We start from the raw sequence: 12,289 nt of genomic DNA on the forward strand, positions 1-12,289 counted from the left end.
ACAACAAAGCCTCGATTAGGGTAATGCAAAAAATAGGGATGGACTATTGGCTGGACTTCGATCATCCGGATTTAAAAAAGTCAAAACACCTGAATCCTTGTAGTTTGTATAGAATATCTTTTTGAGATTTAGTAGAAATACTGTGGAAATAAACCTCCCTTCGGTCGGTGAAATAAAGGGGAATTCAGAAAGCTAAAGTCTTAAATCTAAAAAAGATAGCACTTCGAGTAGAAATAAAGAAGATAGCTTAAAGGCAGATAGTATTATTGAAATACTTGGAAATACCATTGAAATACACCTCTCTTCGGTCGGTGAAATACTGAACTAACCTATCTCGCCACAGGCCTATTTCGGACGACGAAGGAGTCCTTATTTCGCCGCCTGCCTGCCGAAGGTAGGAAGGCTTATCTCAGGAGCGCAGCGACCCTATCTCGCGAAGCATATCTCGCGTCAGCATATCTCGGGAGCAAAGCGACCCTATCTCAAAAGCGCAGCGACCCTATCTCGCCGCCTGCCTGCCGAAGGTAGGAAGGCATATCTCAGCATAGCTGTATTTCAGGCGACAAAGGAGCCTATATCTCGCGAAGCATACTTCATTTTAAAAAAAAGATGCCATCTCCAAAGGAAATGACATCTCACCACCCAACCCAACTTTAACTATTACGCTAAGAATAAAGATGCAATACCAAGGACTGCGTCTTTGCTCAGAGGCTCATCCCAGCCTTCTGACACAGCAGCTGCATCAATTCCCGTTAAGGAAGTCACATTTACTCCACCATGAGTTACATTATCCTCTCCCATATAAATAGCCTGAGTGGCCGCAGGAAGAGTTCCGATTGACGCATTGGTGATCCAGCCTTTTACAGTATCCTGTCCTTTTTTAGTTCTTAATCTTCTGACCATAGAAGCATGTCTTGCCTCCACAGAGTGAATGGAAAGTGCTGCAGTCAGCACCACATCAGACTCCATTACATTCGCAGCCTGGCCTTTATAGGCTCTCACTCCAGTATCTTCGAAAGCTTGGGAAAGTGCCAAGAATGTAGGATAATCAGTAAACGGGGAGAAATTACCACCTGCGGTGAAATCAAAATCCGGTTCTGCCACTGGCATCCCACCAAGTACATTTCCGATTACTTCAGTCAGGAAGTTTACATGAGCGAGTTCGTGATCTCTGATCTTCATAAAAATAGTTTGATCTGCTCCCTCAATTACTCCAGAATCCAAGCCCATCTGATAATATCGGTATTCTAAATGCTCCAAAGTCAAGGCATAGTTCAAAACTCCGATCAAACTGGCGGTATCTGCCTTGGCAACTTTTGGGAGTGCTGAAAGAATACCGAGTGGTACAGCCGCCATGGCCATTTTTTTACTGAGATCTCCAAACTGGCGGAAAGCTTCTCTTCTGGAGAAAAACATATCTTTTTCTTCCGAACTATTCGTGTCCGGACACATCGTATCGAGCAATTTTAATAAGTTCATATCTAATTGTGGTTAAGGTGAATATTAGCTCGGCAATTGACTGAAGTCAATCGGCGTTTTTACATAAGTAGAAGCTGCTGTCAAAACATCTGTGAAGCCCAACGTACGCTCCAGACCATTTGAATCTATCAAATCGTCTCCTGCGAAATCAACCGAACCCGGATTGATCAAATCTCTAATCGCTGCTGCATGTCTTGCTTCAACAGAAACAATCTTTCCAGCGATCAAGAGATAATCTGCATTTTCGATAAACTGTCCGGCACCATTATATGCTGCCACACCTAGATCTTCAAAAGTCTTAGCAGCTGCCAAAACGGATGTTCTGCTACTGAAATCAATCGAGCTAAAATCCACTTCAAGATCTGCAATAGCAGAACCGCCCAAAGCTGCTTTAAAGAATTCTCTATGAGCCCTTTCATGCTTCTCTAGATCTCCCATAATGGTTTTTTCTTCTGCACTGGCATTGGCGAAATAGCCTCCACCGATTACACTGGCATAAAACGCTGCTTCCAACTGCTCCAAGGCATAGGCATAATTTAAAATCCCGACATCTCCAGACCCAAGTTTTACACCTGTTGTCATGGAAGGCATCATATCTTCATCGTCATTACAGCCCATCAGCAGTAATCCTGCTCCTGCTACTGACATTGTCCCAAACTTCAGGAAATTCCTTCTGTTGGTATTTGTCACCAGTCCTTTAGGCTTGATCAATTCATTTTTCATTTTAATTGTGTTTAGGTTAATAATCCGGTTTTTTAGTTTCCATGGAAAAAAATTCAACCATATGACCAAACAGATTCGGTCGGATGATTTGGAAAGAATTACGAAGAGACTGGAGGAACTGGATTGAGTAGAAACTAAAAAATGATTTTTCTTTTTTAAGAATATCGCCTAATCTACTAAAAATCAATTATTTAACTTAAAACAAACTAAGTATCTTTAAATGGTATTTTTTTTTAATTCATCTCAAGTGAATTATCTTCCCATTTTAAAACTAATAGGTTCTATAAGTCACCAGATGTTCAATTTTATTTTATTGATTTCCTTGATGTGGGTTTCGTCCCCTTTTAAACAGGAAAGTTCTGCTAAAATGGAACCTGAAATAGTTTTGGATTCTCTAATCAGTCTTAGTGAAAAATACCTGTATTCCGAATGGGACAGTGCATTTTTGTATTTAACCAAAGCTGATTCACTTGCGCATATTTTAAAGAAAGACAATAAAATCGGCCAGATTGCTAATTTATTTGGAACATTATATTATGTCGAAGGAGAATATGTAAAATCCATCGAATATTATTCTGCCGCTAGTGAAATTTTCAATGAAACCCGAGATCAGTCCGGACTAAGCTATGCCCTAAATGGACGGGGACTCATATACCTAAGTCAAAATGAGCTGGAAAGAGGCATTGATATTTTTAACCGATGCATTGAAATCAATAAAGCCCTAGGAGACACCTATAGTGTTGGGAGAAACTATTTCAATCGAAGTATTGGAGAATCAGATCTAGGTCAATTTGAAAAAGCACATCGTTCCATTGATTTAGCTTTGGAATATCTAAAGGATCATCAGGACAGGGTAATTTATACCATGACCCTTAATAGAGCTGGCAAAATCTACTTCGACGAAGGCAATCTGGAAGATTCAGAAGAATACTACAACCGAGTTCTGAACTACACAGGTCAATTAAGTAATTGGGCAAAAGCATTTGCATATACAGGTTTGGCAGAAATAGAGCTCGCAAAGGGTAATATTAGAAAGGCTCTGGAATATGGAAAAACAGCTAAAGTCTCAGTTGATAAAACCAGAGGATATTGGGATAAGGCTAGGTTATCAAGATCTATGATAAGCATTTACGAGCAACTTGGTCAATATGATATGGCTTTAGACAACTCCAAGCTTTACAAAGCCTACTCAGACAGTTTATATAATGAAAATAAAAATGCTGAAATCAGCTATTTACAGCTTCTTTTAGCGAACGCAGATAACCAGAATCTCCTACAGGAAAAAGAACTGGCAGAAAGCAGTGCTCAATTCAATAAAAAATTCACAATCATTTTGACTATGGCCCTTATCGGGCTAATCATAGGCTTTATCCTTTATGGAAGGGTGATCCGACAAAAAGAAAAAATAAATCAAGTTCTTCTAGAAAAGCAAAAGGAGATACAAATACAAAACGAAAAACTGGAAGCTATCAATGAGGAAAAGAATAAACTATTTTCGATCCTTTCCCATGATTTAAAGACTCCAATTAATTCTGTTAAAGAACTATTGGAGTTGGAGGAAAATGGATTACTTGATGAAAATGAACAAAAAACAGTAAGAAAACTCCTGATCAAGCAAGTCTCTGATACCGATGAGATGATTCGAAAACTCCTTCGTTGGTCTCATGCCCAACTCGATGGAATTATAACTAAACGGACTCCTACTAACCTTTCTGAAATTGTTAAAGAACAAATCAATCAATTAGATTATCAGACGATTTCTAAAAATATCAGCATTGATACCACGTCGATTTTTGATAATATTCAAATTATTGTTGACCCTCAGCAACTTCAGATTATCCTTCAAAATTGTCTTCAAAACTCTATCAAATTCTCAAATCCAGATAGCACTATTAAATTATGGAATTCAGAAAATGAGAATGATGACTACATTGATCTTCACATCAAAGATGAAGGAGTCGGTATTTCAAAAGAAAAAATCGAAGAAATTTTCTCTCAAGTAGTTCGAGTCAGATCCACAGAAGGAACACAAAAGGAAAAAGGAACTGGCTTGGGATTGCTTTTGGTAAGACAGTTTATGAAAAAAAACCATGGATACATAAGTATCAAAAGCCAACCCAACCAAGGAACTGAAATCATTCTTAGTTTCGAGAAAGCTAATCATACAAAAGAAAAAATTGATTCTTAAGTCTAAAAACCCCAATACTATGAAAAAACTTTTTCTTCTTCACCTCGTCCTTTTGATGGCTATGCCTCTTTTTTCCCAGCAAATAACTACCCGTGAAATGGATCGGATCAACTGGATGGAATTTGCGGATTTTGTCCCTGAAAAAATCAACACAGTCTTACTACCCACTGGTACTTTGGAACCACATGGTGTGGTAAATAATGGTGCGGATAACACTGCTCCTTTTGCCATGGCAATGGATATTGCAGAAGAACTTAATGCGATGATTGCCCCAACCCTGAATTATGGAATTACAGGAAGCATGGCTGCTTATCCTGGAGCCTTTCAAATTACTGAAGAAGCATATGCTCCCTTTATTCGTGATATTTTGAAAGGCCTTGCCAAAAACGGTTTCAAAAATATTATCATTCTTAATGGTCATGGTGGTGGGCAAACTGCTGTCTTGCAGGAAGTGGCTGAAGAAATCGCCAATCAATTGGGAGTCCGTACTCTGGTAATCAATTGGTGGTCTTACGCTTCTGACGTGACGATGGAAGTCTTTAAAGAAGATGGTGGACATGCGGGATTGAACGAAACAGCATACATTCAGGCCATTGATCCAACGTTAGTCCACAAGGAAAAATACAATGCTGACATGGCAACTCCTTATCCAAAAAGCGGTACCTATTCAGCCGTGCCTTTCCCTTCCAGCATTGGTTTGTATCAAGAAGGTCAGGGCTACCCCAACTTTGACGAAGCTCAGGCCAAAGAATACTTTCAAAAAGTAAATGCCAAAATAGCTGATTTGATCAAGGAAACCATTCGAAAATGGGATATGGCAGGACTGTGATATAAGATGTAGGATATATGATTTTTATGAAAACTTCGAAATTCGACATTCCTCATTCCTTGTTCGGAATTTGAAAAAATGATGAATATCAAACTCCGAACATTGAATAATGAAGTGTCGCAGATAGTTCTTAAAATTTTAGCTGATGTTTTTTTCCGACAAAACCTACCAAAACCTCACTCCTGCTGACTTCCAAATCGGAGAATACGAAAGTTGCTCCTTTGTAGGTTGCAACTTTTCCAATTTGAATTTTCAGGGTTCCAGCTTCGAAAACTGCACTTTCAAAAACTGTGACCTCAGCAATGCAAAAGTCAGTGGGGTTTCTTTTCAGTCCGTACAGTTTGAAAGCTGTAAAATTCTCGGCGTCCACTTCAACGCTGCCAATCCCTTTCTGCTGGAATTCAATTTTCAAAATTGCCAGCTGGACTATAGCAACTTCTACAGTCTCAAGCTGAAAAAATCTATCTTTCAGAAGTGTAAATTACTCGAAGCGGACTTTTCGCAGGCCGACTTGACAGGGGCAAGTTTCAGCGGCTCAGAACTCAGCGGAGCAGTTTTCGACCAAAGCAACCTGGAAAAAGCTGACTTCCGTGAAGCTATTAACTATCGAATCGATCCAGAAATCAATCGCATCAAAGGTGCAAGATTTGATATCGAAGGACTTCCTGGTTTGCTGGGTAAGTATGGAATTAAGATTGGTTGAGAGTCATTCTGATTTCAATATTTTGTATTTTAGAACATGCCGACAGTATATTCTGAAAATGGTTTTAGGTTCTTCTTCTATAGCTATGATCATTTGCCTGTACATATCCATGTTGAAAAATAAGGTAAAACAGCTAAATTCCTCCTTGATCCAATTGAATTAAGTTCCTCAAAGAAGTTTAAGGCATCTGAATTACGCGAAATCCGTATCATTATTAATTCTAAGATTGAATTCTTTAAAGAAAAATGGAATGAATACTTTAACTAAATTAAAATCTAATCTTGCTATCGATCTAAGTTTTACGATTGACAAAATGACCATTTATGTGGAAGATGGAAGAGAAATAAGTATTCCATTGGAATGGTTTCCTAAGCTTCGATCAGCTACTCCCGAACAGTTGAATAATTGGAGATTTATTGGCGATGGAGAAGGGATTCATTGGGATGATCTAGATGAAGATTTGTTAGTCAGTGAATTAATCTCTTGATCAACAAGATATAATGCGCTTAACTGAAGTCAAAAGCTTCGGTTTTTTTATGCCTTATTTCTAAGCCCTTGAAAAAATAAGTCGCGACAATTCCCTCCATATTCTTGCTTTTCATTTTACTTTTTGACTACATTATAAACATTAATTTGTTGATTTAATTAACAAAATAAATGAAATATAGTAGAAATATACCTCCCTGCGGTCGGTGAAATATCTTGAAAAAGATAGCTCTGCGAGCAGATAAGTTAAGATAGCCTAAAGGCAAATAGATTTCGAATCTCCGTTGGTAGAGCATAAGTAATTCGAACGGTCATTTCGAACGGAGCTTGCGGAGAGAGAAATCTCAACGATTTAGGCGATTTACCTAGAATTAATTAGATCTCTCCTCTCTCTGATCGTCGAGATGACTTATTAGTATTTATGGTACTGTCTAAGTTTTCAGGATTTAGTATGTACGACATAGACCAGAGAGCGCAGCGACTATATCTCGCGAAGCCTATTTCAGACGACGAAGGAGTTTATATCTCAGGAGCTAAGCGACTTTATCTTATTATAAAAGATAGCTCTGCGAGCAGATAAGTTAAGATAGCCTAAAGGCAGATAGTGTTATTGAAATACTTGGAAATACAATTGAAATAAACCTCCCTGCGGTCGGTGAAATACTATCTCCATTTTATTTCGTCGGAGGCGTATCTCGGGAGCGGAGCGACCTTATCTCAGCGTCTACCAGAGGTAGTAAGCTGTATTTCAGACGACGAAGGAGTCTATTAGATTTCTCAGTCGTTCCTCCTTCGAAATGACACCCAAAAGGTTCACGACAATTCGTAAATCAAAAATCGTAACTCGTAAATGTTCATCAACTGCCATTCTCACTTCAGCTTCAAATACGGAACAATGTCCGTGGATGCGCTTATCGCTGAGGCGAAAGCCAAGAGACTGGATGCTTTCGCCCTGACAGACATCAACTGCACCGCTGCTGTTTTTCCTTTTATCCGTGCTGCACAAAAAGCTGGAATACATCCTGTCATTGGCATTGACTTCCGGAATGGTACACAGCAATCCTACATCGGTCTGGCTAGGAATCAGGAAGGTTTCTTCGAACTCAATAACCATCTTTCTAATCATCTGATTCATAAAAAACCTTTTGGCAAACGAGCTCCAGAATTCGATCATAGTTTTATTATTTATCCACTTCCAGAGCGACATTTCTCCCTCCGGCAAAATGAATACATCGGTGTGCATCCCTCGCAGCTTAACCGGCTGATTTCTTCTACTTGGTTTAAATATAAAGATCGACTGGTTATCCTTCAGCCAACTACTTTTACTTCCAAAATCGAATTCAACGCCCACCGACTCTTGCGAAGCATGGATCTCAACACCCTGCTGAGTAAACTTCCCGCAGAAGAACAAGCTGATCCTAGCGATCGGTTCTACAGCTATGCGGACATGGTGGCCCGTGCCGAAAGTCACAGCTATCTACTCGCCAATGCACAGAAACTCCTGGAACACTGCCAGTTCTCCTTTTATTTCCAGGCTGTCAAAAACAAACGGGATGTACTAGGTTCGGACTGGGAGGACTATGATTACCTACGTCAGGAAACCTTCAAAGGAGCGCTCTATCGATATCCTGACCTTACTCCAACTATTTCACAACGTATCGAAAAAGAACTCGAACTGATTCAGCAAAAGGCTTTTACTTCCTATTTCCTGATCAATTACGACATCGTGACATTTGCGCAGCAGCGCAACTTCTATCATGTGGGCCGAGGTTCCGGTGCCAATAGCATCGTGGCTTATTGCCTCGGTATCACAGATGTGGATCCGATCGAACTGGATCTGTATTTCGAGCGCTTTATCAATCTCTATCGTGAAAATCCACCGGACTTCGACATCGATTTTTCGTGGAAAGATCGAGATGAAGTCACCGATTACATTTTTCGAAAATATAATCAGGGAAAACACGAGCATGTTAGTTTACTGGCGGCTTACAGCACTTTTCAGTACAATTCCGTCTTCCGCGAATTGGGAAAGGTCTTCGGCTTACCCAAAAGTGAAATTGAATCTTTGATCCACTTTGCGGATAAGCCGAATTTCCAAGCGGATCAGTTCGGAAAGCTCATCATGAAATACAGTCAGGTGTTGCATGATATGCCTTCGCATTTGACGATACATGCTTGCGGAATTCTCATTTCCCATAAACCCATCCATTATTACACTGCCACAGAAATGCCTCCTAAAGGCTTTCCTCTTTCGCATATCGACATGCATGTGGCCGAAGATATTGGTTTGCATAAGTTCGATATTCTGAGTCAGCGTGGACTGGGACATATCAAAAGTGCCATCGAAATCATCTATCAAAACCAAGGAGTAAAAGTTGATATTAGGAAGGTGGAGCAGTTCAAAAAAGACCCGAAAATCAAGGAACATCTTCGGGATGGACATACCATTGGTGCATTTTATGTGGAGTCTCCGGCCATGCGTATGCTTTTGGCAAAGATGAAAGCCGATGAATACCTCGAGCTTGTTGCCGCCAGTTCCATCATCCGTCCAGGAGTGGCTCGATCAGGAATGATGCGGGAATATATTCTGCGCCATGTCGATGAGGAGCGGCGTAAAATAGCCCATCCAGTGCTGGCGGACATTATGCCCGAAACCTACGGCATCATGGTCTATCAGGAAGATGTGATCAAAGTAGCCCATTACTTCGCAGGATTAAGTCTGGGTGAAGCCGATGTGCTGCGTAGAGGCATGAGCGGAAAATCACGCTCCAAGGATGAGTTTCAACGTGTCAAGGATCGCTTTTTTAGCAATTGTCGGGAGAAAGGTCATGAAGATAAAATCGCCGGGGAAGTCTGGTATCAGATCGAAAGCTTTGCGGGTTACTCCTTTGCCAAGGGACATTCCGCTTCCTTTGCGGTGGAAAGCTACCAAAGTTTGTACCTCAAAGCCTATTTCCCGCTGGAGTTTATGGTCGGAGTCATCAATAATTTCGGAGGCTTCTACCATACTGAATTTTATGTACACGAACTCCGAATGAACGGAGCCGATATCCAGGCTCCGCACATCAACGAAAGTGAATATCTGACCAGAATCACGGGGAAAATAGTCTATTTGGGATTAATTCACCTCAAGTATCTGGAGAAAAATTCCGTAGAAAAAATCCTGACTGAGCGTAGACAAAATGGTCATTTTCTGGGTTTGACAGACTTTTGTGGAAGGGTAGAAATCAGTTTGGAACAACTCTTAATTTTAATTCGGATCAATTGTTTCCGTTTTACAGGCAAAACCAAACAAGAACTACTTTGGGAAGCACATTTCATTTTAAACAAGCGAAAGGCAATCCCCGGACCCACGGATCTCTTCAAGAAAAACACAGGATTCGACTTTCGTCAGCCAACCGTACCCCAACTCGAAGAAATCGACATCCGGCAGGAAATCGTGGACCAGATCGATATTCTGGAGTTTCCGTTGGACTCACCTTTTCACCTAATCAAAGATCAAAGCATTCGGGGCATTCGGGCAGCCGAACTCAAGAGCTATCTTGGCAAAACCGTACAAATTGTTGGCTACCTAGTTACGGTCAAATATACCCGAACAGTCAAAGGAGATGTGATGAATTTCGGCACCTTTATCGACCGGGAAGGACACTGGGTGGATACGGTACATTTTCCTCCCGTGGTCAAAAAATATCCTTTCAAAGGCCGGGCAATCTACCTGATCGAAGGGAAAGTCACTGCGGAATTTGACTTCTACAGCATTGAGGCTAGCAAATGTGAAAGACTGGAATATTGGAATGGGGGAGAGTAAAAATCACTTCCTACACTCCATTAAAATCTTACTTTCAAAAACCCGGTCATCTTTGAGAATTTTGAAAAAATCATCGAGATACGAATTGAATACTTTATAATCAGATTTACCAATCATTGCCTCATGGCTACCAGCAATTTCCCAGATTTCAGGTTCCAAAGCAATGAATTCCTGTCGAATGGCCTGCATCAAAGATTCTTCTCTACAATAACCCCTATAAAGCCTGTCCGTTACGTGCTCAATATCTACCAGATTACTGACTTGAGAATAAGGTGGATTAACCAATCCCGTCATATCAAAATCATAAGCCAAAGGAACCACTGTCTTCGCATCTAATTTCAGGATTTTCATGTTGTGTTGAAACATGGTAGACCAATCCGTATTCCCGATCATCAACTGGAAGAAATCATGTCTTACTGCTGCAGAGTCCTCCAGAACTGTTCCTAGAATCTTTTTCCCTTCCAAAATCTCCCCGTCAAAGCGGTCTGCTACTTCATCATCATCCTCGATAAAAAACCCCATCAATTCCGCAATTTCGCCCTTTTTATCATCCTCATTTTCCAAATAGACCTTAACCAATCTGGTCTGAAAAGTAAATTCCGTTACAGGCTCTGCTAGTTTATAGCATAAATATTCTTTGATAATATCATCATCCGCACCATTTGATCGAGTACATGGGATCACTAACTTCAAGTTCCTATTTCCATCAAAAATAGTCCCCTTGGACTGCTTTTTTTTGATCTTTAAACGAAGTGGTGGATAATAGCAATTAGCCAGTCTGAAATTACCACGAACCCGTAGGTCTATATCCAGAGAGTCCCAAAGCCCTGTTTCTTCATTTTTATATTGCAAAAAACTCTCCACATAGGTAGAATCGTTTGACTCCTTTTTGATATCCTTGACCGAAAATTTCATCTTGATTTCCAAGGGTTCCTGCTCAGAAAATATATTCTGAGAATCTTGCCCAAAGACATTCAAGCTCAATGCCGATATCAAAAAACAAAAACACAAAGCATTCAATAAAGCTTTCATAAGGTCCTATTAGGTTAAAAGAAAAAAGACAAATCTATCTAAATACCAAACTGATCATTAGTCAAAATCAAACATATCCAACTTAACATCATCAATCCCATCTTGATCAAAAGGATTTTCGAGTTGCTCCTGAACATTGAAAAGTGAGATTAAGATGAATGAAGAGATCAAAGCCAAAGTATATAAAATCCAAGGATCACTTTGCGACCCACCGTCCAATAGCCTGAAGTAAGCTGAAGGTACATATATTATCGGGTAGAGATAGATGAAAATCAGACAATAAGCCCGAATTGATGTAGGAGTTCGATGCTCTTTTATAGCAGCAACATTTTCTATCCCTAGCAAGACATCTTTCATAAATCCCTGGATTTTCAAAGATGCATTAAACTTCATCGATACTGAGCGTTCTCGAATATAATCGCTTATTTTGGAAGCTTCCTTACGAACAGTTTCAAGAGATGTTGGCTCTGGGCCAAGGTATTCCAGCAGGTATTTTGAGATATTATGAATCGTGATTTTTAGATTGATTTTATCTTCCTCGCTGATTTTAGACTGACTTTGCAAGCAAGCATCCACAGTAATCAACCCCGATTTGAATTTTGCCAAATGCTCGATTGCTTTTTCCCTTCTTTTAAAAGCTCCACGTATTGTAAAAACCAAGGGAAAAATAATGGCAATACTAATCATCGTGAGGTCAAAGTTGTATTGAAAGTTTTTGACCAAAGTAAAGTGAGTTGCTAAGCCGGTAATAGACAAAGCCATTAAAGTCCTCCAATTAATGATGACCAAGTATTTTTCCATGCTAAAAATCCGAGTTGAATGGATTTGCGATTCCTTAAAAAATTCAAATAATTCAATTTTGAACTAAGACTTTCCAAAGGAAATCATGCAATAATTTGAACAATTATAATTTACAACTCTAAAATATAGGATTTTTTTTATTCATTTTCCTTTAAAAAAATATTCTTAAACTCTACTTCTGCGCCTTCTGCTTGCAAAGCTATCTGACCATGATTTGCAGTAGCTCCATAGCCATCATTC

At 39.8% G+C, this 12,289-nt stretch carries 11 protein-coding genes; 7 read left to right on the plus strand and 4 right to left on the minus strand.

The features are described 5' to 3' along the window. Positions 1–660 precede the first annotated feature (660 nt). Both Q0L68_RS09885 and Q0L68_RS09890 read right to left on the minus strand, forming a co-directional pair. Positions 661–1,479 (minus strand): ferritin-like domain-containing protein, encoded by an 819-nt coding sequence (locus Q0L68_RS09885; RefSeq protein WP_296702379.1) that lies wholly within the window; start codon positions 1,477–1,479, stop codon positions 661–663. Between the two features lie 24 nt (positions 1,480–1,503). Next, positions 1,504–2,202, minus strand: a complete 699-nt coding sequence (locus Q0L68_RS09890) for a ferritin-like domain-containing protein (RefSeq protein WP_296702381.1) — start codon at positions 2,200–2,202, stop codon at positions 1,504–1,506. A 367-nt stretch (positions 2,203–2,569) separates the two neighbouring features. On the opposite strand from Q0L68_RS09890, the gene Q0L68_RS09895 reads away from it, so the two are divergent. The 7 genes from Q0L68_RS09895 (at position 2,570) to dnaE (ending at position 10,216) form a co-directional block, all read left to right on the plus strand. After that, entirely contained in the window at positions 2,570–4,390 is a 1,821-nt protein-coding gene (locus tag Q0L68_RS09895; protein ID WP_296702383.1) for a tetratricopeptide repeat-containing sensor histidine kinase, read from the plus strand. 19 nt (positions 4,391–4,409) lie between these two features. Continuing rightward, positions 4,410–5,219, plus strand: a complete 810-nt coding sequence (locus tag Q0L68_RS09900) for a creatininase family protein (protein WP_296702387.1) — start codon at positions 4,410–4,412, stop codon at positions 5,217–5,219. 145 nt (positions 5,220–5,364) lie between these two features. Next, positions 5,365–5,922: a pentapeptide repeat-containing protein gene (locus tag Q0L68_RS09905; RefSeq protein ID WP_296702389.1), complete on the plus strand. Its 558-nt coding sequence runs from the start codon at positions 5,365–5,367 to the stop codon at positions 5,920–5,922. 36 nt (positions 5,923–5,958) lie between these two features. Then, positions 5,959–6,045 (plus strand): DUF4160 domain-containing protein, encoded by an 87-nt coding sequence (locus tag Q0L68_RS20000; protein WP_366938384.1) that lies wholly within the window; start codon positions 5,959–5,961, stop codon positions 6,043–6,045. Between the two features lie 127 nt (positions 6,046–6,172). Beyond that, positions 6,173–6,409 carry a DUF2442 domain-containing protein gene (locus tag Q0L68_RS09910; protein WP_296702393.1) on the plus strand — a complete coding sequence of 79 codons (237 nt, stop codon included), beginning with the start codon at positions 6,173–6,175 and terminating at the stop codon, positions 6,407–6,409. Between the two features lie 450 nt (positions 6,410–6,859). After that, the gene (locus Q0L68_RS09915) at positions 6,860–6,988 is read left to right on the plus strand and encodes a hypothetical protein (RefSeq protein ID WP_296702395.1); all 129 of its coding nucleotides are present in this window, start codon (positions 6,860–6,862) and stop codon (positions 6,986–6,988) included. Between the two features lie 270 nt (positions 6,989–7,258). Next, positions 7,259–10,216, plus strand: a complete 2,958-nt coding sequence (gene dnaE / locus Q0L68_RS09920) for a DNA polymerase III subunit alpha (protein ID WP_296702397.1) — start codon at positions 7,259–7,261, stop codon at positions 10,214–10,216. Between the two features lie 3 nt (positions 10,217–10,219). On the opposite strand, the gene Q0L68_RS09925 is transcribed toward dnaE, so the two are convergent. Further along, positions 10,220–11,248 carry a hypothetical protein gene (locus tag Q0L68_RS09925; protein ID WP_296702399.1) on the minus strand — a complete coding sequence of 343 codons (1,029 nt, stop codon included), beginning with the start codon at positions 11,246–11,248 and terminating at the stop codon, positions 10,220–10,222. A gap of 57 nt (positions 11,249–11,305) precedes the next feature. After that, a complete protein-coding gene (locus Q0L68_RS09930; protein WP_296702400.1) occupies positions 11,306–12,049 on the minus strand; it encodes a hypothetical protein in 744 nt (247 codons plus the stop codon). Positions 12,050–12,289 lie beyond the last annotated feature (240 nt).

Origin of the sequence: Algoriphagus sp. (genome assembly GCF_024642405.1) — a bacterium.
Taxonomy (GTDB): Bacteria; Bacteroidota; Bacteroidia; order Cytophagales; family Cyclobacteriaceae; genus Algoriphagus.

Bases quoted from the DNA above. Each gene is read 5' to 3' on its own strand.
- Q0L68_RS09915 (WP_296702395.1), top strand. From the start codon at position 6,860: ATGTACGACATAGACCAGAGAGCGCAGCGACTATATCTCGCGAAGCCT.
- Q0L68_RS09905 (WP_296702389.1), top strand. From the start codon at position 5,365: ATGTTTTTTTCCGACAAAACCTACCAAAACCTCACTCCTGCTGACTTC.
- Q0L68_RS20000 (WP_366938384.1), top strand. From the start codon at position 5,959: ATGCCGACAGTATATTCTGAAAATGGTTTTAGGTTCTTCTTCTATAGC.
- Q0L68_RS09895 (WP_296702383.1), top strand. From the start codon at position 2,570: ATGGAACCTGAAATAGTTTTGGATTCTCTAATCAGTCTTAGTGAAAAA.
- Q0L68_RS09930 (WP_296702400.1), bottom strand. From the start codon at position 12,049: ATGGAAAAATACTTGGTCATCATTAATTGGAGGACTTTAATGGCTTTG.
- Q0L68_RS09900 (WP_296702387.1), top strand. From the start codon at position 4,410: ATGAAAAAACTTTTTCTTCTTCACCTCGTCCTTTTGATGGCTATGCCT.
- Q0L68_RS09910 (WP_296702393.1), top strand. From the start codon at position 6,173: ATGAATACTTTAACTAAATTAAAATCTAATCTTGCTATCGATCTAAGT.
- dnaE (WP_296702397.1), top strand. From the start codon at position 7,259: ATGTTCATCAACTGCCATTCTCACTTCAGCTTCAAATACGGAACAATG.
- Q0L68_RS09885 (WP_296702379.1), bottom strand. From the start codon at position 1,479: ATGAACTTATTAAAATTGCTCGATACGATGTGTCCGGACACGAATAGT.
- Q0L68_RS09925 (WP_296702399.1), bottom strand. From the start codon at position 11,248: ATGAAAGCTTTATTGAATGCTTTGTGTTTTTGTTTTTTGATATCGGCA.
- Q0L68_RS09890 (WP_296702381.1), bottom strand. From the start codon at position 2,202: ATGAAAAATGAATTGATCAAGCCTAAAGGACTGGTGACAAATACCAAC.